General features: G+C 42.0%; 19 protein-coding genes and 1 pseudogene. 3 read left to right on the top strand and 17 right to left on the bottom strand.

Annotation, left to right across the window (positions count from 1 at the left end; translation table 11 throughout):
- Window positions 1–380: 380 nt before the first annotated feature.
- The 13 genes and pseudogenes from adcA to HT709_RS01235 all read right to left on the bottom strand — a co-directional run bounded on the left by adcA (window position 381) and on the right by HT709_RS01235 (window position 14,414).
- Window positions 381–1,884, bottom strand: a pseudogene (gene adcA / locus HT709_RS01295) (zinc ABC transporter substrate-binding lipoprotein AdcA).
- Window positions 1,885–1,893: 9 nt separating this feature from the next.
- Window positions 1,894–2,700, bottom strand: a complete 807-nt coding sequence (locus HT709_RS01290) for a metal ABC transporter permease (protein ID WP_000950038.1) — start codon at window positions 2,698–2,700, stop codon at window positions 1,894–1,896.
- The gene (locus HT709_RS01285; protein WP_172925435.1) at window positions 2,693–3,397 is read right to left on the bottom strand and encodes a metal ABC transporter ATP-binding protein; all 705 of its coding nucleotides are present in this window, start codon (window positions 3,395–3,397) and stop codon (window positions 2,693–2,695) included. Before HT709_RS01285 ends, HT709_RS01290 begins: the two co-directional genes overlap by 8 nt.
- Window positions 3,397–3,837 (bottom strand): zinc-dependent transcriptional regulator AdcR, encoded by a 441-nt coding sequence (gene adcR, locus HT709_RS01280; RefSeq protein WP_050208104.1) that lies wholly within the window; start codon window positions 3,835–3,837, stop codon window positions 3,397–3,399. The genes HT709_RS01285 and adcR overlap by 1 nt, the downstream gene beginning before the upstream one ends.
- A 152-nt stretch (window positions 3,838–3,989) precedes the next feature.
- A complete protein-coding gene (gene dltD / locus HT709_RS01275; RefSeq protein WP_050208102.1) occupies window positions 3,990–5,258 on the bottom strand; it encodes a D-alanyl-lipoteichoic acid biosynthesis protein DltD in 1,269 nt (422 codons plus the stop codon).
- Complete coding sequence (gene dltC / locus HT709_RS01270) at window positions 5,251–5,490, bottom strand: D-alanine--poly(phosphoribitol) ligase subunit DltC (RefSeq protein WP_000351967.1); 240 nt, start codon at window positions 5,488–5,490, stop codon at window positions 5,251–5,253. The genes dltD and dltC overlap by 8 nt, the downstream gene beginning before the upstream one ends.
- A 13-nt stretch (window positions 5,491–5,503) precedes the next feature.
- The gene (dltB, locus tag HT709_RS01265) at window positions 5,504–6,748 is read right to left on the bottom strand and encodes a D-alanyl-lipoteichoic acid biosynthesis protein DltB (protein WP_172925434.1); all 1,245 of its coding nucleotides are present in this window, start codon (window positions 6,746–6,748) and stop codon (window positions 5,504–5,506) included.
- Window positions 6,745–8,295, bottom strand: coding sequence for a D-alanine--poly(phosphoribitol) ligase subunit DltA (dltA, locus tag HT709_RS01260; protein ID WP_172925433.1), 1,551 nt, complete (start codon window positions 8,293–8,295; stop codon window positions 6,745–6,747). Before dltA ends, dltB begins: the two co-directional genes overlap by 4 nt.
- A gap of 20 nt (window positions 8,296–8,315) precedes the next feature.
- Window positions 8,316–8,447, bottom strand: coding sequence for a teichoic acid D-Ala incorporation-associated protein DltX (locus HT709_RS01255; protein ID WP_000813667.1), 132 nt, complete (start codon window positions 8,445–8,447; stop codon window positions 8,316–8,318).
- Window positions 8,448–8,676: 229 nt separating this feature from the next.
- Window positions 8,677–9,381, bottom strand: a complete 705-nt coding sequence (locus HT709_RS01250) for an MIP/aquaporin family protein (protein WP_164226147.1) — start codon at window positions 9,379–9,381, stop codon at window positions 8,677–8,679.
- A gap of 69 nt (window positions 9,382–9,450) precedes the next feature.
- Entirely contained in the window at window positions 9,451–11,277 is a 1,827-nt protein-coding gene (gene glpO, locus HT709_RS01245) for a type 1 glycerol-3-phosphate oxidase (protein ID WP_164226146.1), read from the bottom strand.
- Between the two features lie 41 nt (window positions 11,278–11,318).
- Window positions 11,319–12,827 carry a glycerol kinase GlpK gene (gene glpK, locus HT709_RS01240; RefSeq protein ID WP_049511829.1) on the bottom strand — a complete coding sequence of 503 codons (1,509 nt, stop codon included), beginning with the start codon at window positions 12,825–12,827 and terminating at the stop codon, window positions 11,319–11,321.
- Between the two features lie 159 nt (window positions 12,828–12,986).
- On the bottom strand, window positions 12,987–14,414 hold the full coding sequence (locus tag HT709_RS01235) for a helix-turn-helix domain-containing protein (RefSeq protein ID WP_172925432.1): 1,428 nt from the start codon (window positions 14,412–14,414) through the stop codon (window positions 12,987–12,989).
- 164 nt (window positions 14,415–14,578) lie between these two features.
- On the opposite strand from HT709_RS01235, the gene hslO reads away from it, so the two are divergent.
- The 3 genes from hslO to HT709_RS01220 are packed head-to-tail and all read left to right on the top strand — an operon-like array spanning window position 14,579 to window position 16,971.
- Window positions 14,579–15,451: an Hsp33 family molecular chaperone HslO gene (gene hslO, locus HT709_RS01230; RefSeq protein ID WP_119948247.1), complete on the top strand. Its 873-nt coding sequence runs from the start codon at window positions 14,579–14,581 to the stop codon at window positions 15,449–15,451.
- Complete coding sequence (gene dusB, locus HT709_RS01225; protein ID WP_172925431.1) at window positions 15,438–16,418, top strand: tRNA dihydrouridine synthase DusB; 981 nt, start codon at window positions 15,438–15,440, stop codon at window positions 16,416–16,418. The genes hslO and dusB overlap by 14 nt, the downstream gene beginning before the upstream one ends.
- 1 nt (window position 16,419) lies before the next feature.
- Window positions 16,420–16,971, top strand: a complete 552-nt coding sequence (locus HT709_RS01220; protein ID WP_172925430.1) for a cysteine hydrolase family protein — start codon at window positions 16,420–16,422, stop codon at window positions 16,969–16,971.
- A gap of 165 nt (window positions 16,972–17,136) precedes the next feature.
- Here HT709_RS01220 and HT709_RS01215 read toward each other — a convergent pair whose 3' ends face one another.
- The 4 genes from HT709_RS01215 to HT709_RS01200 all read right to left on the bottom strand — a co-directional run bounded on the left by HT709_RS01215 (window position 17,137) and on the right by HT709_RS01200 (window position 21,250).
- Window positions 17,137–17,907, bottom strand: coding sequence for an NUDIX hydrolase (locus tag HT709_RS01215; RefSeq protein WP_172925429.1), 771 nt, complete (start codon window positions 17,905–17,907; stop codon window positions 17,137–17,139).
- A gap of 1 nt (window position 17,908) precedes the next feature.
- Window positions 17,909–18,688 (bottom strand): nicotinamide riboside transporter PnuC, encoded by a 780-nt coding sequence (gene pnuC, locus HT709_RS01210; protein WP_023934043.1) that lies wholly within the window; start codon window positions 18,686–18,688, stop codon window positions 17,909–17,911.
- 9 nt (window positions 18,689–18,697) lie between these two features.
- Window positions 18,698–19,756: an AAA family ATPase gene (locus HT709_RS01205; RefSeq protein ID WP_172925428.1), complete on the bottom strand. Its 1,059-nt coding sequence runs from the start codon at window positions 19,754–19,756 to the stop codon at window positions 18,698–18,700.
- A 276-nt stretch (window positions 19,757–20,032) separates the two neighbouring features.
- Window positions 20,033–21,250, bottom strand: a complete 1,218-nt coding sequence (locus tag HT709_RS01200) for a tyrosine-type recombinase/integrase (RefSeq protein ID WP_001291561.1) — start codon at window positions 21,248–21,250, stop codon at window positions 20,033–20,035.
- Window positions 21,251–21,307: the final 57 nt, after the last annotated feature.

The raw sequence follows: 21,307 nt of genomic DNA, 5'->3' as shown, positions 1-21,307 counted from the left end.
TTTCCATAAGTGTGATATAATGGACTCAATAAGATAACTTGTGAAGGATAAACGCTGGGTCCCAGAATGGGGTAGACTGAAAGGTTGAGCATTCCTATGTGCTGGGGGGTATCTTTTTATTTTGATTTTTTAAGGCTCTCTACAAAGTTTAGAGGGTCTTTTTCTATTCCTGTAGAATATACCAAAACACCCCTTAACTATGGCAGTAGTTAGGGGCTTTGGTGTTCTAATGAACCTTATCCGATAAAATTATTCTAACATACAGATCCAGATATTTCAAGAGTTTTATTTATTTTTTAAAGTTCTGGAAAGGTCTATAATGAAGTTAGCCATCTAGTATCAAAAAACCAACTAGCTCCTATGAACTAGTCGGTTTCTAATCAATGTGCCAACATTTCTTGGGCGATTTCTTGTCCAGATAGGTTATCTGGGTAGTAGGTTGGCCAGTTATCCATTTCTTCAAAGAGGGCTTCTTGGCTGGTGCCTCCAAAGAAGATATGGAAATGTTCTGCCTTAACTGGGGCGATATTGTGGTCACTAAACTGAACATACTTGAACTGTCCAGCGTCCGCATCTGTCGCTTCAAAGAGGAAGCGCACACCACGATTACCTTTCTTGTAAGTTAAGATTTTCTTTCCAACATACTTATAAGTATATTTCTTACTTTGTCCACCTTGAACAAATTCCATAGTGTTATCAGTAATATTAATCTTAGTCACATCTGTCTGATAGCCTTTTGTATAGTAGGCCTTGTACTCAGCCTGAGTCATCTTACCAGTCAACTTAGCCTTGTAGTCAAAGACTTGATCAAAAGTTCCATCTTCAAGGAAAGGATAAACTGATTGCCAGTTACCTGCATAGTCACTCAAGGTGCGGTCCTTGACGTCTGCATCCTCAAAGTAACCATTTTGAACTGTCTTGGTATTCTGCCTTTTCAGGCTCGATTGCTGGACCTTCTTGGTCCGTTGTTTGTTTCAAAGCCTTGAGGTTTTTCTCCATGATAGAGATGTAATTTTCTCCCGCCTTGGTGTCCTCTTCTGTCAGACTTTCTAAAGGATTAAGGACATCTGTTTTGACACCTGCCTCTTTTGAAAGTGTGTTAGCAAGGGCTTGTGAGGCATTTTCTTCAAAGTAGATATAGGCGATTTTATTTTTCTTGACGTACTCTGTCAATTCTGCCAGACGTGCAGCTGATGGCTCTGCATCTGGTGAGAGACCTGAGATTGATACTTGCTTGAGACCGTAGTCCAAGGCAAGGTAGTTAAAAGCTGCGTGCTGAGTCACAAAGCTCTTTTGTTTGGCTTGAGACAAGCCTTCTGCATAAGCCTTATCCAATGTTTGCAATTTTTCGATATAGGCAGATGCGTTCTTTTCAAAGGTCTCTTTTTTATCAGGATAATCTGCCGATAAGCTGTCACGGATGTGCTCTACTAGTTTAATGGCACGAACTGGTGATAACCAAACATGGGGGTCAAACTCATGGTGATGGCCTTCTTCTCCATGGTCATGGTCTCCCTCTTCTTCCTCACCACCTGGCAAGAGCAACATATCGCCTGTCGCCTTGATGGTTTTCACTTTTTTCTTATCCAAAGTATCTAGCAATTTAGGAACCCAAGTTTCCATGTTTTCATTTTCATAAACGAAGGTATCTGCATCTTGGATTTTGGCAACTGCCTTGGCAGACGGTTCGTATTCATGGGGTTCTGTACCAGCACCGATGAGGAGTTCTACATTAGCAGTATCTCCTGCGACTTGCTTGGTAAATTCATAGACAGGGTAAAAGGTTGTCACGATATTGAGTTTGCCATCTGCCTGTTTTTGATTGGAACAAGCCACTAAAAACAAGGCACATAAACTGGCTAGCAATAAGCTAATTTTTTTCATCTTAGTCTCCTATTTGATAAAACGTCTTACTAAACTAATTAGTAAGAAAACAGTTACAAAAATAATGGTAATACTTGCACTTGCAGGTGTTTCTGCATAGTAGGAAATGTAAAGTCCTGCTACCATTCCCAAAAATCCAATAGCACTGGCTAACAGCATAACCGATTTAAAGTTTTTCCCCAGACGCAGGGCAATACTAGCTGGCAAGACCATGATAGTCGATACCAGAAGAGCTCCCGCAGCAGGAATCATAAGGGCAATGGCCACCCCTGTCACCATGTTAAAAAGAATGGACATGGTACGAACTGGCAAGCCATCCACAAAGGCCGTATCCTCATCAAAGGTCAGGATATACATCGGACGAAGGAAGAGGAAGGTCAAAATCAAGACAACCGCCGCAATGACAAAGAGGGAAATGACCTGCTCTTCACTGATAGTCACGATCGAACCAAAAAGGTACTGGTCCAAACTCATAGAACTGGAGCTTTTACCCTTGCTCATGACAATCAGAGAAACAGCCAGACCTGTTGACATGAGGATAGCTGTCCCGATTTCCATAAAGCTCTTGTAAACCGTACGGAGATACTCCAGAAAGACCGCCGCAATCAAGACAATGGCAATCGTAGAAACAGTCGGAGAAATCCCCAGAACCAGACCAAAAGCTACACCCGACAGCGAGACGTGGCTAAGAGTATCACTCATCAAACTCTGACGACGCAAGATAAGGAAGGTTCCAAGAACTGGCGAGAAAAGACTCATAGCAATAACCGCCAGAAAGGCGCGTTGCATAAAGTCATAAGATAATAAACTAAGCATGGCCCACCTCCTGTTCATTCTCATGAACGTTGAAACAACGCCATGGTGAGTCTTGGTTACGGACTAGATGGATATTGCGGTCCGCATAGTCCTTAACTTCTTCAGGGTCATGGGTAATCATCAAAACAGCCTTGCCATGATGATGGGCGCTGTGGTGCATGAGTTCGTAAAATTCATTTTTACTTCCTGCATCCATCCCCGTTGTCGGCTCATCTAGGATAAACACATCTGGATCCGAAGCAAACATGCGCGCAATCACCGCTCGCTGCTTTTGTCCCCCAGATAGAGAACCCAAGCGTTTGTCTCGATGTTCCCACATGCCAACTGAGTCCAGACTAGCCTTGATATGCTCCTCATCATGAGCATTCAAGCGACGGAACCAGCCTTTTCTCGGATAGCGACCCGACTTGACAAATTCATAAACCGTACTTGGAAAACCAGCATTAAAACTGGCAATCTGCTGGGGAAGATAGGCTATTCTCAATTTATTTCCCTGAGTATTTGTCTTTGAAATGGTCACCTTTCCAATGCGTGGCTGAAGAATTCCAAGACTGGCTTTGATCAGTGTCGTCTTAGCCGCCCCATTCTCCCCCGTCAAGGTAACAAATTCCCCACTATCAACACTATAATTGATATGTTCAAGAACGGGCTCCTTATCATAATAGAAGGATAAATCCTCTACCGTAATATATCTCATTATTTGATTTCTCCTACTAAAGCAGTCAAAAACCGCTGGATCACTTTTTGTTCATTTGGAGTAAACTGAGTCGCCACTTGTTCATAGGTTAAAAGTGTATGCTCATGGTGATGATGATGCTCCTCAGCGATTGGACGAGCCAAGTCAGTCAACTGATAAAAAACCACACGCGCATCCTTAGGATCTTTAGATGTTTCCAACATCCCTTCCTTGACCAAAGACTTAATGGCCTTGGTAACTGCCGCCTGACTGACATTGAGGCGACGTGCCAATTCTGAATTTGTTAAAGATTCCTCTGACAAAAGCATGAGAATGTGCTCCTGGGTATTGGTCAGGGCCACCTCACTAGTGCAATGACCTATTAGGATTTCATGTTGGTTTTCCGCCTGTAAAATCACCTCATTCAAAAAGCCATCGATATCCTTCGCTAGCTGTCTCATATCTGACTCCTTTCCTTTTGAACTTCTCTTTTTTAAGAGAAAAATACTATTCTGTTGAATTTTGTTTACCAGTTAATTATATCACAAGCAAAAAAAGAGTCAAGAAAAAACGTAAAAATCAGCTTCATTCTTGAACTCTTCTATATTATGATCTATTGAAATTCTTTGACATCTCCATCGTATGTCGCCCAGTCTTTGCTGAAAAAGCGCTCATTCAGATGGTAAGTCGGAGCTGGTGTGGGATTGGATAGGAAAGGATCAACTGCCTTGTCAAAAGCCAACCAACCCAACCAACCAAGGTGGATGGTATCCTTCATAAAGAAAGGATCCCCGCCATCCTTAGAAAAATCTGCTATATTGGTAAAACCTTGACTCTCTAACTGGTAGCGAATCTTCTGCACCGTTTGTTGGTACATATCCTCTCGTAGACCAGCATAATCCATCCATTTTTTATTAACAGGTGGAATGATAAAAATCGGGTTTACCTTGGATTTAGAAAACTGGGTTAAAACTAACTGCAGGTCATTATACTCTGGCGACTTGAGATAGGTGAAGTTTTTCTGAGAATCCTTTAATTTCTTCAAATCCTTCTTAATCTGCTTATTATAGAAATCATTCTCCATTCCCAGATCATTATTGGAAGTATTCTTTTCTGCATCTGATTTGACAACATCTTCTATTGCTTGATAAGAAAACTGGTCTGGCAAGGTCTTTAAATACTTAACTACATGCTTACCATAATTAACATAGCCTCTAACTGAAAACTGTCCAAAAAAGGAAGCCTGGCGTTCATTAAACCGAGCCAATAATTCAATCGTCTCATTGTCTGCCGTCGACAATTCTTCTTTGCTTGCCAACTTCTGAACCAAATCCTTCATAGCTACGTTGGGAAACTGCTGTAGTAAGCGAGTCGCCGCATATTGGCTAGCCTGATCTCCAGATTGATGTTCCAGAAAACTGGTCAACTGGTCTCCATTAAAATACTGCTGGAAGGCTGCTGGCTCATAGCCATTTTTACTGAACCACTGAGGTGAGATAACATACACAACTTGTTTATTCTCCAGTTGTGGCAACATCTGTTGCATTCCAAAATACTGGTTAAGCGATGCAGCTCCCCTCTGTCCTAAAAGATAAGGACGGTAGGAGCGATTGTATTTCTCAGCTAATACCGCAGGATGAGCACCGTCAAAACGAAGCCATTCACTAGAGCCAAAGAAGGGAACAAAACGTGTATTTGGATCAGATAGTGCTCTGACTTTTTGACTTCGCTCCTTAAAACTATCGATAGTAGTAGCCACTGCTGAACGCTTTTCAGCTCCTAGATTATGACGCATCTCAGTAGGATAAAAGAAAATGAGCAGAAAAACCAACAAACCAGCTATCAAGACCGGTCCGAAGATCATCCATAAGCGTTTAAGCATTTTGTAGCTCCACAATACCAGCTATGATTTTATTAGCTGTATTCCAGTCGTCGCGACCAAACTCTGTTACAGGGACACGAATGTCAAAACGGTTCTCAATCTCTACAATCAACTCAACCGTTCCCATACTATCCAAGACACCTGCATCAAAAAGATCTTCATCCATCATGTCAGAAACATCTTCCATAAACAACTCATCAATAATTTCGATAACTTCTGATTTGATATCCATATTTTATTTCCTTTTATTTTTTAAACCATAAATCATTCAAGAATCCAGAAAAGATTAAGAATGACAGCATGACGACATGGAAGGTGACAACCATGCCAAGCAACTGAATCCAGCGATTCTCAGGTAGAGCAGGCTTCCCTGCTTTTTTCCGCTCCTTATTGAGCGTTTTTTTCTTGCGAATCCAAGCGTCATTGATGACCAAGCCTAATCCATGAAAGAGTCCATAGGCGATGTAGTACCAAGTCACTCCATGCCAAAATCCCATGATTAGCATATTGACAACGTAGGCTACACTTGAGGTTACATTGCGATTTTTAAAGACCTTCTTTCTGGTCAATACCATGACCATTCGCATAAAGACAAAGTCACGGAACCAGAAAGACAGACTCATATGCCAGCGATTCCAAAACTCCTTCAAATCCCTTGATAAAAAGGGCTTGTTAAAGTTGATAGGGCTACGGATTCCCATTAAATTTGAGATGGCTAAGGCAAACATAGAATAACCTGCAAAGTCAAAGAAAAGTTCCAGACCAAAGGTATACATAACTGCCAAGGCATAGAGGTTAAAGAAGCCACCTGACTGCAAGGCTAAATTCTTCAAAGGAGGCAACAAGGTTTCTCCTAAAACATGAGCTAGGATAAACTTGTACAAAAAGCCCCACATGATATAGCGAACAGATTCATCCAGCATATCCATCAACTCATCCCGCTCAGGAATGGCCTGATAATTTTCATTAAATCGCTTAAAGCGATCGATTGGGCCACTTGAAAAAGTCGGCATGAAGAGAAGGAAACGAAGGAATTCCCAGAGGGTAAAATCCTTAATCACTCCATCTCTCAGCTCGATGATAATCCCAACCGAACGAAAGGTCAGGTAAGAAATTCCCAAAAATCCAAGCAAAGACTGCGTTCCATTGATAGCTGGTTGCACCTTGACAAAGATAATCGGAAGGAGGGACAGAAAACTAACTAGGTAGAAGACCCACTTGCCATCCTTACTTTTTCGATAATGCTTGTAGAAGAGTACGAGCAATATTTCCCAGCACAGATAAATACCCAAGGCAGCCAACTGATTAGTCTTCCCACCTACCAACATGGTGACGATAAAGAAGAGACTAACCAGTACTTCATACCAGGCAAAGCGTTTCTTGAAAAAGAGGCCGATAAAGATGGGCAAGGTTGCAGCAATCACATAGACAAAATACTGAGGATTGCCATATGGCTCTAAATGAGGAAGCTGTTGAAAGAACTCCATCATCTCTTATTCACCTCGTTAATCAATCCTTTGATGTCAATCTTTCCATTTGGAGTCAGTGGCAAACTGTCTCGGTAAAGGAATTTAGATGGCATCATATAGGACATCATGATGTCTGTCAAATCTTCCTTAATGGCCTTGGTAATATCGATATCACGCTCAAACTGCTCACGCACACCATCTTTTAAGATGACATAGGCCAGTAGATTTTGTACCTTGTGGTCCTTGTTATAACGTGGAACAGCAACAGCAGACTCGATAAAGCGAGACTTATTGAGGTTTTGAGAGACATCTTCTAACTCAATGCGGTAACCGTTGAACTTAATTTGGAAGTCCATGCGTCCGCCGTAGAGAAGCAAGCCTTCATCTGTCATGGTTCCCACATCGCCTGTGTGATAGGCTGGCAGACCTTCAAACTCAAAGAAGGCTTCTGCTGTTTTTTCAGGATTGTTCATATAGCCTTTTGAAACAGCTGGTCCAGAAACAATGATTTCTCCCTGTTCACCATTTGGCAGTTTATTTCCTTCCTCGTCAATGATAAAGGTTGGAGAATCAGCCTTGGTATAGCCGATTGGTAGGCGTTTGAGAGTCGCCAACATCTCGTCTGTCACAGCAACAGCTGACAGAGCCACTGTCGCTTCTGTTGGACCATAGGCATTGATAATACGGGAATTTGGGAAACGTTCACGCAATTTTTGAGCCGTTTTGACCGTCAATTCTTCGCCATCAAAGTAGAAATGCGTGATTCCAGGCATTTTTTCGCTATTAAAGTCTTCAGACAACATGGCCATATCTGCAAAAGAAGGGGTTGATGTCCAGATAGCAATCGGCAATGAAAAGATAGTCGCAAAGAGTTGCTTAAAGTCCTGAGTAATGGCAGATGGAAGAGCGAAAAGCGTCCCACCAAGTGCCAAGGTCGGTGCCCAGTACATGACAGACAGGTCAAAAGAATAAGGTGGCTGAGCCAGCATTTGCGGACGACTTGGCGTCGCAAATTCCTTATCCGTAATCATCCAGTTGGTAAAGCTGAGGAGGTTATCATGGGAAATCTGCACTCCCTTTGGCTTACCAGTCGTACCAGAAGTAAAGATGATATAGTAATTATCATCGCCCTTGACTGGATGCGTGATTTCATAGTTATTCCCTTGAGCAAAGGCTTCTTGAACCTGAGCTAGATTCATCATCGGTGTAGAAACCTGCTCTAATGGAAAGTCTGAAATGGCAATAATCAAACTTGGCTCCGCTACTTCTAAAATAGCTGAAACTCGCTCCAAGGCCGAATGGCTATCAATTGGAATGTAGGCGTGACCTGACTTAGTCAAGGCTACAAAAGTTGCCAACATTTCATATTCTTGGCCACCAAAAACGACCACAGGAGACTTCTCTGGCAAATTCAACTGGTCAATAACTGCAGCCAAACTATCCGAATCAGCCTTTAAATCGCCATAAGTGTGTTCCTGCCCCAAAACATTATAAACAGGATAGCTAGGCTGGGTCTGAGCAAAATGCTCAATGGTTTCAATCATATCTGCTATTGGTTTATTTGACACAATAGGGATTCTCCTTCAAGTTAAAATTCATTATAGATAAAGCTTCCTTGACCCTGACCAAGATAGCTAAAGAAGTAAAGCAGCCCTAGAAAGATAAGAAAATACAAGGCTGTCCGACCAAGAAAGAGGTACAATTCTTTTCTCTGTTTCATCAAGAAAAACCATTCATTTCTGTAATTTTTCGCTAAAATAAGAGTGATTCTTACTAGCTTATTTTTCTACCATTGTACCACTTTATATAGTATTTTTTCAATTGTTTACCGTATGTTTCCAATAGATTTCAGCTTATTTTAAGGATTATGCGGTTTTTCTATGTATATTTTAAAAGAAAAAAGCCTGAGATTTCCATCTCAAGCTCTATCAAAATAATTATTTTCTAAATTAGAAAAGTGAGAATACAAGCACAGCCAAGGCTGCACCAATAACAGGTCCCACAACAGGAATCCAAGCGTAAGACCAATCTCCGTCTCCCTTGTTTGAAATTGGAAGGATACTGTGCATGATACGAGGACCGAGGTCACGCGCAGGGTTCAAGGCATAACCTGTTGTCCCACCTAGTGATAGACCGATACCAACAATCAAAGTCCCCACTGCGAAGGTTCCGATTCCTGCTTGAAGGTCATAAAGTCCCAAAGCAAAGATTGTTAATACCAATACAAAAGTTCCTAGGATTTCACTAATCAAGTTTGATACAGTATCTTTGATAGCTGGTCCTGTGCTGAAAGTAGCCAAAATGTTTCCTGCATTTTCTTCTGCCTCATAATGCGGTTTGAATTGCAACCAAACCAAAATCTGACCCAGCATAGCTCCTGCGAACTGAGCTAGGATGTAAGGGAAAACGGAAGCCCAAGGCAAACCACCTTTCAAGGCCACACCGATGGTCACAGCTGGGTTTAAATGAGCTGGACTGAGCTTGCCAGATACAAAGACCGCAACGGCAACTGCAATCCCCCAACCCATAGTAATCACAATCCAACCTGAGCTGTTGCTCTTGGTTTTTGGAAGAACCACACCTGCAACAACACCATTTCCTAGAAGAATCAGGATTAAAGTCCCTAAAAATTCTCCAAATAATTCACTCATCATTTTTCTGTCTCCATTAAAAAGAAGGGGCGGGCGACAAGGAGTCCTACCCTCCACCTCTTTTATTTTTTCTTAATTTTTTAATTCTGCTAAGTCATTTTGAGCGAGAGCCGCTTCGACATCCGCACGGTATCCTGCTTTTTCTTCTTCTGACCAATCATAGAATCGTCCCATTTCATCCAAAACTGGTTCAACGATGCTATCCAAGCTATCACGCATAAAAAGCATATGGTTGGTACGACGAAGAAGGAAATCAACTGGGCTCAGAGTCAACTCATTGCGCATTGCATAGTGAAGGGACAAGGTATCTGCCAAGCTGAGTCCTGGTGCTTGTTCTAAACTATGAGCAAGAGCAAAGACTTTCGGTGCATTTGAACCGTAGAGATTTGCGAGATAGTGAGCTTCCTTGCTATCCAAACCACGTGACACTCCAAGTTGCGCAAAGGCTTCGATTTCTGAGTCCACATTTGCTGGGTTCAATTCTCCACCTGAAACAGGGTAAGTCTTAGAGTTGATCAGTTTAAAGCTACGATCAAATTCTGCTTTGAGGATGTCAACCACGCGCTCCATAGCTCCTTCAGCCATCTTACGGTAGTCTGTGATTTTACCACCAGCAAGGGTCAAGAGACCATTATCATCTCGGTCCAAGCTAGAACCACGAGAAACTGCAGATGGGTCCAAATGTTTCTCAGATGTGCTGCTTTCAAGCTTGCTGACAGCAGATTCAACATCTTCACGCGTTTTTTCTTTAGAGAGATAAGATTCAACAGTCGCAATCAAGTTGTTAAAGCTTTCATCACTGATGGTTCCGTTATTTCCTCCATTGTAGTCAGAAGCGCTATTGCCTGCGATCAATGGGCGAAGACCTGCCCAGCTACTTTCGATATCATCAATGGTAATGTTAGCTTCTGGGAAGCGGTTGTTGACAATACCAAGTAGATAATCTACATCTTCCTGAGTCACTTTTGGATGTTCCAAATCACCTGTGTAATCTGTATCCGTTGTACCAAAGTAAGTCTTGTTTTCACGTGGGAGAACAAAGACCATACGACCATCACCCAAACCTGTGTCAAAGTAAACTGGCTGTGAAACCTTGATCTTGCTTGAATCCACGACTAGGTGAACCCCCTTAGTTGGGCGCATTTGTGAGAATTGTGTTCCCTTATTAGACAAATTACGCACCTTGTCGCTCCAAGGACCTGTTGTGTTAATCACCAGACGCGCCTTGATTTCAAAGACTTGGTCTGTCAAGAGATCACGAGCTACAACACCTGTAATCTTGCCACTTTCGTCAAAGAGGAAACCTTCTGCCTTCACGTGGTTAGCAATGAGGGCACCGTCTTGGTTAGCACGTTTGATATTTTCAATCACGAGACGCGCATCGTTGTTACGGAAGTCAAGATAAACTCCACCTCCTACCAAGCCTTCTTTCTTCAAGTTTGGCTGGCGTTCCAAGACTTGATCCTTGCTCAAAACCTTGTTTGCAGCTGGCGTGTTGTTAACTCCTGCCAAGAGGTCGTACAAGTCCATGGCTACTTTAAGACGGAAGAGGCTGAAGGTTGCTCCATCTTCATCGTAAACTGGTAAGAGCATTGGGTCCGGTTTTGGAATGTGTGGGGCAATTTGTTGAACCACTGCACGTTCAGAAACTGTATCTGAGACCACTTCTACGTCAAATTGCTTAAGGTAACGAAGTCCTCCGTGAACCAATTTAGTTGAACGGCTAGATGTCCCTTCTGCGAAGTCCTGCATTTCAATCAAACCAGTCTCAAGACCACTGGCTGCCGCCTGCAAGGCTACACCAGCCCCTGTGATTCCTCCCCCAATAATCAAGAGGTCCAGGGTGCGTTCCTGCATTTTTTTAATTGATAATTCACGTGTTTTCTTTGAAAATTCCATATTTACACACTTTCTAACTGAGTCGCTTTATTCTGCCAGTATTAGTCGTCTACTTCCGCAAAGACTTGCGTTGCTTTCACAGCCTTCTTCCAGCCCTTGTAGAGTTGTTCCTTGCGCGATTCGTTCATCGATGGCTCAAAAAGTTCTCCTGTCTCGTTCAAGAGTTTCAACTCATCCAAGTCTTTCCAGTAACCTACTGACAAACCTGCTAGGAAGGCCGCACCTAGAGCTGTTGTTTCCAAGTTTTTGGCACGTGCGATATCGATTCCCAAAATGTCAGCTTGGAACTGCATGAGGAAGTTGTTCATAGCTGCACCACCATCCACCTTCAAGACTTGGATAGCTGTCTGAGCATCCACTTGCATGGTGTCGATGATGTCACGCACTTGATAAGCGATAGATTGAAGAGTTGCCTTGATAAAGTCTTCCTTACTTGTTCCACGAGTCAAACCAAAGACAGAGCCGCGAGCATTTTGGTTCCAGTATGGTGCTCCTAGTCCTGTAAAGGCTGGAACTACATAAACTTCATCATCATTGTGAGAATCACGAGCGTATTTTTCAGATTCTGGTGAGTTCTCTACCATGCGAAGACCGTCACGAAGCCACTGAATGGCACTTCCTGCGATGAAGATAGAACCTTCCAAGGCATAGTAAACCTTGCCATTGATACCGTAACCAATGGTTGTCAAGAGGTTGTTCTCAGACAACTGCATCTCTTCACCAGTATTCATGATGATGAAAGAACCTGTTCCATAAGTATTCTTGACCATACCAGGCTCAAAGGCCAACTGTCCAAAGAGGGCTGCCTGTTGGTCACCAGCCATACCTGAGATTGGGACTTCTCCACCGTAGAAATGGAATGGGGCTGTCTTACCGTAGATTTCAGAGTTAGAACGAACTTCCGGAAGCATAGCCTTAGGAATGTTGAGAATTTCCAAAATCTCATCATCCCATTTAAGTTCTTTAATGTTATAAAGCATGGTACGAGCTGCGTTTGAGTAGTCCGTCACGTGAGCCGCACCGTCAGTCAATTTCCAAACCAACCAAGTATCGATAGTACCAAAGAGCAATTCTCCCTTTTCTGCTCGCTCTTGAGCGCCTTCTACATGGTCCAAAATCCAACGAACCTTGGTAGCTGAGAAGTAAGCATCGATGATCAAACCAGTCTTTTCATGGAATTTTTCCACATAACCTTGGCTTTTTAGTTGCTCAGCCAAAGGTGCTGTCTGGCGTGACTGCCAAACGATTGCGTTGTAGATAGGAAGCCCTGTTTTCTTATCCCAGACAACCGTTGTTTCACGCTGGTTGGTAATCCCGATTGCTTCGATTTGATTTGGCTTAACACCACTTTCGATGAAAGCTCCAGCAATAACAGACTGAACGGAATTCCAAATTTCATTGGCATTGTGCTCAACCCAACCTGCCTGAGGGAAAATCTGAGTAAACTCTTTTTGACTCGAGCTAACTTTTTCTCCTTTTTTGTTGAAAATAATGGCACGAGAACTTGTAGTTCCCTGGTCAATGGCCATGATGTATTTTTCTTGTGACATGTGCTGTCCTCCTGATAAAGATCTTGAGGATGTTTCCTCTTTACACTAACTAGTATACAAAATAAAGCGTTTTCTTGTTTATCAACTTTTTTTAATTTTTTAAAAAATGTGAGTAGATTGTGTGAATTTCACAAAAAAGACCTGGAACAACCAAGCCTTTTAAGTGAATAATAACTGACGAATCCCTGCCAAATCCTCCATATCCAAGTCGTTTTTTAAATAATAGACTGGTGTCTGTTCCTTCTTATGAATCGGGTTATTGGTAACCAGCAAATCATAATGCCGAGTTCGGTCATAGGCTTCAATGGTAATAAAACGATTGTATTCCAAATACCGTTTCAAAATGGCTGCCATCCTTGAAAAGACAAGAAAACCAGATGTCAAATCCAGACCAATCCGCATATGCTGGCCACCGTTTTCAGCCATATATTCGATTAACTGCAGCCATTCCCAGAGAATCTTCTTATCTAAATCTGTCCCCTGATGAAAGGCAGGTAGAGCATGAAAAATCTCCTCTGCTGTCTCTTTAAAATCATGTTCCATCAGTAAATAGGGATGACGATTCTCTAACTGGTACTTGTAGCGATCCTGTAAAATATAGCCCTTATAGAGGTAGACTTGAGCACAAAGCTGACTGAGTTCATAGGTGACATGGTCCTCTGTATAATCCCCCAGTAACTCCTCTTTCTTCATTTCTTGAATCAATTGCGTCAGTAAACCTGCCAACTGTCCTCCAAAACCAAGGATATACTCCATAGTATGAAGAGGAAGAATGCGATGAGATAGGAGGAAAGAGAAGAATATCATCATCTCCCCATCCTCAGTTCCGAGAGGGAGGTGTTGCCCAGCAAAAAAGGACGGAGCCTTTCGATGCAAACGAAGGTAGAAAATATTGTCAAAATACCCTCGCATTTTTTCTTCTATGACTTGGAGATGACAAGCATTGACCCGAAGACGTTGTTGACTGATATGAGCCCAGAGAACCAAGTCCAATTTCTGACCCGAAGACAAACTTGCACCGCAGATTTCTTCTAGTGTAGCAATTTCCTGCTTTCTCGCTGGTTTCTGCATGTGACCTTCCCACTCCTGACTAGACCAGACCTTGCGGAAAAGACAGAAATAGAAATAGCGAATCTGATGCTCTGGACCTCGCCAACGTCCATTTTGGATGGATAAATCAAATTCTGACAAAATCTGTTTTAAACCAGCCAAGTGACGCCCAAGCGTAGCCTCGCTAATCATCAATTCTTGAGCCAGCTGATGGGCTAAAAACTGTTGGTGGTAGAGAAGATAGACCACAATCTGGTATTTAACAGCATTCTCCAAAAATAAGCTCCGAATATCTCTCCCCTTGGTAGCTGCACCGATCGACAGGCGCAGATTTTCATTTTCTAAGTGAATAGTCAGCTCTAAACCACTATCCAAAGCCTTGTCATTGAGCAGGGTGACATATTTGGTTAGGGTTGCTTTTGAAAATCCTGTTTCTTCCATTACAGCCTTGACGGTCGTCTGAGACTCTTGTAATAGAAAGGAAAGGATTGAAAATTGACCACACTCGGCTTTCTCCATCAAATCTCCTAAATACATTTGTTACCCCTTTCATTTTCTACCTTAAGCATAGCATAAATCTTACAAATGCTAAAATAATCTGTTTCTCTTTTTATTTACCTGCTGATTTCCTGGTCCATTATCCTGAAAATCAGTAAACACACGGCTCCCCCTTTGGGCATTTTTATGCTAAAATAGTAGCTATGGATAAAATTATTAAAACTATATCAGAAAGCGGAGCCTTTCGTGCTTTTGTCCTTGATAGCACTGAAACCGTCCGCACTGCTCAAGAAAAACATCAAACCCAAGCTAGCTCAACTGTAGCGCTTGGTCGAACTCTTATCGCTAGCCAGATTCTCGCAGCCAATGAAAAAGGAAATACCAAACTTACAGTTAAGGTGTTGGGATCTAGCTCTCTAGGTGCTATTATCACCGTCGCTGATACCAAGGGGAACGTCAAAGGCTATGTTCAAAATTCTGGTGTTGACATCAAAAAGACTGCGACTGGTGAAGTCCTAGTCGGACCTTTTGTTGGAAATGGTCAATTCCTCGTTATCACAGACTACGGCATTGGAAATCCTTATACTTCCTTGACCCCACTTATCTCTGGAGAGATTGGGGAAGACCTTGCTTTCTACCTAACAGAAAGCCAACAAACCCCTTCTGCAGTCGGTCTCAATGTCCTTTTGGACGAGGAAGACAAGGTCAAGGTTGCTGGTGGTTTCCTAGTTCAAGTCTTACCAGGAGCCAAGGAAGAAGAGATTGCTCGCTTTGAAAAACGCATCCAAGAAATGCCAGCTATCTCGACCCTTCTGGAAAGTGAAGACCATATTGAAGCTCTTCTCAAGGCTATCTACGGGGACGAGGCCTACAAGCGTCTTTCTGAAGAAGAAATCCGTTTCCAATGTGACTGTAGCCATGAACGCTTTATGAACGCTCTTGCTAGCCTTCCAAGCTCAGACTTACAGGAAATGAAAGAGGAAGACCACGGGGCAGAAATCACTTGTCAATTCTGCCAAACGACTTACAACTTTGATGAAAAGGACCTGGAGGAACTCATTCGTGACAAATCTTAATACACCTTTTATGATTGGCAATGTTGAGATTCCCAATCGTACCGTTTTAGCACCTATGGCTGGTGTCACCAACTCAGCCTTTCGTACTATCGCAAAAGAGCTTGGAGCTGGACTCGTTGTCATGGAGATGGTCTCTGACAAGGGAATCCAATACAACAATGAAAAAACCCTGCACATGCTTCATATCGATGAAGGCGAAAACCCTGTCTCTATCCAACTTTTTGGTAGCGATGAAGACAGCCTAGCACGCGCAGCAGAATTTATCCAAGAAAACACCAAAACCGATATCGTGGATATCAACATGGGCTGCCCTGTTAACAAAATCGTGAAGAACGAAGCTGGCGCTATGTGGCTCAAGGATCCAGATAAGATTTACTCTATCATCAACAAGGTCCAATCTGTCCTTGATATTCCACTTACTGTCAAAATGCGTACCGGCTGGGCTGACCCATCTCTTGCAGTAGAAAATGCCCTCGCTGCTGAAGCAGCAGGTGTTTCTGCCCTTGCTATGCATGGCCGTACCCGTGAGCAAATGTACACAGGCCACGCAGACCTCGAGACCCTTCATAAGGTTGCCCAGGCCCTCACCAAGATTCCATTTATCGCCAACGGTGACATCCGTACAGTTCAAGAAGCCAAACAACGCATTGAAGAAGTCGGTGCTGATGCAGTCATGATTGGCCGCGCTGCCATGGGAAATCCCTACCTCTTCAACCAAATCAACCATTACTTTGAAACAAGAGAAATCCTACCTGATTTGACCTTTGAAGACAAGATGAAAATCGCCTACGAACACTTGAAACGATTGATTAACCTCAAAGGAGAAAACGTAGCAGTTCGTGAATTCCGTGGACTCGCTCCTCACTACCTCCGTGGAACATCTGGTGCAGCTAAACTTCGTGGAGCTATTTCACAAGCTAGCACCCTAGCAGAGATTGAAGCCCTCTTGCAATTGGATAAAGCATAAAATGGTTCATACTGCTCTACTGATTATCGATATGCAAAAAGCATTTGATAACCCTATCTGGGGAGAACGGAACAACCCTCAAGCTGAACAACAAGCATTGAGGATACTGGCATACTTTCGTAAACACGCTCTTCCAGTCTTACATGTTCAACACATATCTGACAATCCCCAGTCACAATTTCATAACAAACAAAATCAGGTGTTTAAAAGTGGATTTGAACCAGTTGCTTCAGAACCTGTCTTTCAAAAAACGGTTAATAGCGCCTTTATTGGAACAAATCTTGAAGCCTATTTACGAAAAAATCAGATTTGTCATTTAGTCGTTGTTGGTTTGACCCTGCCTCATTGTGTATCTACTACGACACGAATGGCAGCAAATCTTGGTTTTGAAGTCACTTTACTAGCAGATGCTACTGCCAGTTTTACCCTATCTAACAAAAACGGTCAAGTCATCTCTCCTGAGACTATCCATGAGATTAATCTCCTTTCTCTACAAGATGAGTTTGCTCAAATTCTTACTACAGAAGAATTTTTAACCCAAGTACAAGTATAAAATAAGAGTCTGGGACAAAAGTCTAGCCTTAAATATAAAAAGCGAACAAAACGAGTTATCTGACACTCAGAATTCTGTCTTGTTCGCTTTTTTGTCTAATCTATCGATTTTTAAAATTTATAATAAAGAATTCCTAAAATCAAAATCTTTTTGTCCCAGACTCTTTTATTTCAATCGATAGGTTTTTCTTGGTTTCTTTTTAGGTACTCGTTTGAGTCCGACTTCTTCTACATATTCTCCATATTTTACGAGAAAGTTATTGCTGACGATTGGACGACCGGGGTTGATAAGATTGACCAGTTCAGTCCCTTCGTATACAGTGAACTCCTCCTCTAGCAGATAAAGGAAGGTCGGATTCCAGTCAAGTCGACCTTGGATTCGTTTGATGGATTCTTGGATAATGGCATAATGGTCAAAAGCGAAGGCTTGCTCCTCCAACTCTACTCCCTCTAAGAAGCACTTGCCCGTCTGAAAATCGACATCTACGAAAACGACATCCTTGGCATCGTCTCCTGCTTGAACAAGTTCTAATGCACGACTAGGCAAATAAACCAAGTGGGCAATGGTCACTGTCCAGCCCCGTGGGTCACGGCCGGGAGTCGATACGGTCATCAATTGCTCGATTTTTTCCAAAGGAAGATCGAGATTGACTTCTTCTCTCACCTCACGCTGACAGGCATGCGCAGCGTCTTCGCCCTTGTCCATAAATCCTCCAACCAGAGCCAAACAATTTTGATAAGGGTGAGCCTTGCGACGAATTAATAAGAGCTTGATTTTTCCTTCGACAAAGCAGTAGGCTACCATATCCACCGTTACACTTGGTTTTTCGTATTGAGGGAGTTCCTGCTTGTGGTACCAGTCTAAAAATTCTTCCTGACTAGCATGAATTTCAAAATATTCTTTTTCCATCCCTGCTGGAATCATCGTGTCCGTCATTTTATGCCTCCTTACGAACTGCCTTGGTCCATTGGTACCAACCTACTAGACTATTGAGAGTGTAAACCCAGTACATCCCTTGGATGTGGATATTTTCACCCCACCAGAGATAAATACTAAAGAGATTGGTTGCAATCCAGAAAATCCATTGCTCACGATAGAGACGGGTCATCAAGAGCTGACCGACACCATTGGTCGCATCGGTAACACTATCACGGAAAGGGCGAGCACTATGGATGCTTTGATAAGCCAAGCCCATACCAATCCAAATGATAGCAGTCAAGACCAAGTACTTGAGCCAATCAAAAATAGATAATTTCTTAGCTTCAAAATGAGATTCTTCTGCTTTTCCTTGGTCATTAATACGGTTGGACAGCCAAGCATAGAGGCCAATCGGCTGCATGACAAAGAAGTAAACGGTCGTCAAGACTTCGCCATAAAAAGTCGCATCCATGGCCAAAATCAAATAGATAGCAGAGTTAATAGCCCCAAAGAGATAATTGCTTGCACGACCTTCTGCTACCAAGATAACACAGACAATCCCAGTCCAAGATGCAAACAAGCTTAACCAGTCATGACTATCTATATTTTGAGTGAATTCCAAGATAAAGGGAACACTTGACAAGGCGATGAGATACAACCACTGGAAGAGGCTACGACCGACAAAGAGATCTTTCCAGAGCAAGTGCATGATTCCTGCAAAACCAATCTTGCGGGCTTCCGCATGGACATTTTTAAAGTTTTCGATAAATTGTGTGATTTTTTCAGTTAGTTTTTTCATAATTTTCTCCTAATCTGCTTGATAAATGGCATCAATAGCCTCTTTTGCAGTTTCATAATTTCCTAGATAATCCTCTGCTAGATAAACTAGTGGAATATTTGCTAAGTAGCGCTCCCTCATCTGATCCAAATGCTGGGAAAAACTATGACGAATATGGTCTTCTGCCATAGTCATATCTCTAAATCCGTCATTGACATAGGAGCCGACAGGCTGCACAAAGAGAATCAAGTCCCATTTCTCCTTAGCCAATATCGAGACAAAGAGATTATCAAAAGTCTCTCCCGATAAGTCCCCTTGATCCTCAGTCTCCATGTAATAATCATAGTAGCCCTTGGTTACTAAGGAGTTGGTGTCTGCTACCACCAGTCCCCTATTGGCATTACTGTCAATTAACTTAGAGGTCTGGTCATACTGCCCCAACAGGATATAATAGTAATCTTTTGGAGTCAATTCATCGTCGCGGACATTGTTTTTGATCTGGTATTCACGCGCGTATTCCAGACTAACGGGTGCATCGTAATACCTAGCCAAATCCTTGGCCAAAGTTGTCTTCCCATTGCTAGCACTTCCCATAATCAACACTTTCTTTGTAAACTGACGTCGGAAGGGTTGAGCAATATATTTCCAATATTTGCTTGGATTTTCTCGAATCATAGTCGCTGAGATACCAAACTTTCTTTCTTGCAAGACAGTCTCAAAGCCACGATTAGACAATTCTTGCTGGTAGTCTGCTTCTCCCACAAAGAAAATTAGTTCTTGCTGGTTTTTATCATAGGAAATCTCCGCTAACATTTGGTCCAACCACTCCTGCCAACCCATAGGGTAACGAGGAAGATTGATTTCATCTAACTTGCAGACAGAGGTCAACTCGTCATCACGAAAGGCCTCTCGGATATAGCGAAATCTTTTTTGAAGCGTTAAGCCTACCTGTTCCCCTCTGTCTCCCTCATAGCCTGAAACGACAACCCAAACCTGGTCACACTGCCGCTTTGCACACTGGATCAGATCGATATGCCCTTGATGAAGCGGAGCAAAGGTTCCAAATACCACTGCTGTTTTCTTTTTCATAAATGCATTGCCTTTTTATAATTTTCGATATTTTCATTGTCTATGTTTTTATTATAAACTATATTTTTATTTCGTCAATAGATTTTTATTATTTTTATACTTAAACAAAGTATAAATTTCTAATTATCTTTTTATATTTTCTTAAATGCTCGTAAAGCCTTATTCTATGTGCTTTCGAGTATTTTTACTGTAGGAAGATACTTCACGTTTCTTTGCATATTTCCTCATGTCTTAGCTGTCAGAAGTGGTAAATAAGTAGTAAATTCATTTGTACTACTAAGCAACAAGACGCTCCTGTTGCTTCTCTTTATTCAAGCGTTTCATTTCTGCCATTGCAGAATCGAATGTTGCATGTGCGTAATAGTTCAGCGTCATGGCTATATTAGCATGTCCCATAATGTACTGTAATGCCTTTGGATTCATTCCTGCATTTGCATAGTTGGTACAGAATGTATGTCGCAAACTATGTGGAGTGATGTGTGGCAATTTATCCTCGTTATACTTATTGTATTTCTTAACAAGACCTTTCATCATGCCGTTGTAATCACTTGCCACTTTTGGATAGTTCTTTCTATTAAGAAAGAGGAAATCACTATATCCATCAATCTCAACACGCTTATCATTCTTTCGATTCGCTAACACTCGCTTAAATGCTTGATAGGCTTCTTCAACCATAGGAACTTGACGTTCGCCACTTTTGGTCTTTGGTGTTTCAATGTAGTACCCAATTTCAGTATCTCTCAATAGCTGATGGTCTATATTGACAAGACGATTCTCAAAATCTAAATCTGGAAGTGTCAAACCACCAAACTCTGAAATACGAAGACCTGTTTTTAAGAGTATCAGAATTTCATCATAATTTTTGCTGTAGGTTTTATCAGCTTTTGCAAAGGCTAACAGTTTTTCTTCCTGTTCTTCTGTTAGTACGGTCTTAGGGACAGTATCATCATCAAGAACTGCTTTCAGTTGAAAGTCAAATGGATTCTTCCGAACACAATCATCTTGTATAGCAATATAGAATGAAGCCTTTAAAGAACGTTTGTAGTTATTGATGGTTTGATAAGCATAACCATTTTCACTCATTCTAATAGCCCATTCTTTAGCGTCTGATGGCTTAATACTGTCAATACTTCTTACACCTAACTTGTCTTTCTTCAAAATATCCATAAGATATTTGCGTCCAGTTTCAGTGTTTTTTCTAACCTTTGGTCTTTGAGCGTTCTGTTTTGCGTAAAGCTGGCAGAGTGTCATTTTCTTTCCTACAACATCAATACCATCATGAATGTCTTTCTGTAACTCTGCGATTTTCTCTCTAAGTGAGATACAATCACGCTTTCCTGCTGGTACTCGGTCTGTAGCCACAAGTTTCCACGAGTAAACAAATTGCGGTTCTCCAAATGAATCTATATATTTGTATAAGTATCTTCCGTCTTTTCGTTGGCTCTCTCCAGTCTTTAAGATTCGACCTTTATTGTCACGTCTTTTTTCTGACATGGCATTTGCTCCTTTCCTTTATGGAAAGAGCCTTGATACGACTTAATACTATTTTAT

Origin of the sequence: Streptococcus sp. 1343 (assembly GCF_013277355.1) — a bacterium.
Classification (GTDB): domain Bacteria; phylum Bacillota; class Bacilli; order Lactobacillales; family Streptococcaceae; genus Streptococcus; species Streptococcus pseudopneumoniae.
This window is presented reverse-complemented; position numbering and strand designations above follow the sequence as displayed.

Bases quoted from the DNA above. Each gene is read 5' to 3' on its own strand.
- HT709_RS01290 (WP_000950038.1), bottom strand. From the start codon at position 2,700: ATGCTTAGTTTATTATCTTATGACTTTATGCAACGCGCCTTTCTGGCG.
- HT709_RS01285 (WP_172925435.1), bottom strand. From the start codon at position 3,397: ATGAGATATATTACGGTAGAGGATTTATCCTTCTATTATGATAAGGAG.
- adcR (WP_050208104.1), bottom strand. From the start codon at position 3,837: ATGAGACAGCTAGCGAAGGATATCGATGGCTTTTTGAATGAGGTGATT.
- dltD (WP_050208102.1), bottom strand. From the start codon at position 5,258: ATGCTTAAACGCTTATGGATGATCTTCGGACCGGTCTTGATAGCTGGT.
- dltC (WP_000351967.1), bottom strand. From the start codon at position 5,490: ATGGATATCAAATCAGAAGTTATCGAAATTATTGATGAGTTGTTTATG.
- dltB (WP_172925434.1), bottom strand. From the start codon at position 6,748: ATGATGGAGTTCTTTCAACAGCTTCCTCATTTAGAGCCATATGGCAAT.
- HT709_RS01255 (WP_000813667.1), bottom strand. From the start codon at position 8,447: ATGAAACAGAGAAAAGAATTGTACCTCTTTCTTGGTCGGACAGCCTTG.
- HT709_RS01250 (WP_164226147.1), bottom strand. From the start codon at position 9,381: ATGATGAGTGAATTATTTGGAGAATTTTTAGGGACTTTAATCCTGATT.
- glpO (WP_164226146.1), bottom strand. From the start codon at position 11,277: ATGGAATTTTCAAAGAAAACACGTGAATTATCAATTAAAAAAATGCAG.
- glpK (WP_049511829.1), bottom strand. From the start codon at position 12,827: ATGTCACAAGAAAAATACATCATGGCCATTGACCAGGGAACTACAAGT.
- HT709_RS01235 (WP_172925432.1), bottom strand. From the start codon at position 14,414: ATGTATTTAGGAGATTTGATGGAGAAAGCCGAGTGTGGTCAATTTTCA.
- hslO (WP_119948247.1), top strand. From the start codon at position 14,579: ATGGATAAAATTATTAAAACTATATCAGAAAGCGGAGCCTTTCGTGCT.
- HT709_RS01220 (WP_172925430.1), top strand. From the start codon at position 16,420: ATGGTTCATACTGCTCTACTGATTATCGATATGCAAAAAGCATTTGAT.
- HT709_RS01215 (WP_172925429.1), bottom strand. From the start codon at position 17,907: ATGACGGACACGATGATTCCAGCAGGGATGGAAAAAGAATATTTTGAA.
- pnuC (WP_023934043.1), bottom strand. From the start codon at position 18,688: ATGAAAAAACTAACTGAAAAAATCACACAATTTATCGAAAACTTTAAA.
- HT709_RS01205 (WP_172925428.1), bottom strand. From the start codon at position 19,756: ATGAAAAAGAAAACAGCAGTGGTATTTGGAACCTTTGCTCCGCTTCAT.
- HT709_RS01200 (WP_001291561.1), bottom strand. From the start codon at position 21,250: ATGTCAGAAAAAAGACGTGACAATAAAGGTCGAATCTTAAAGACTGGA.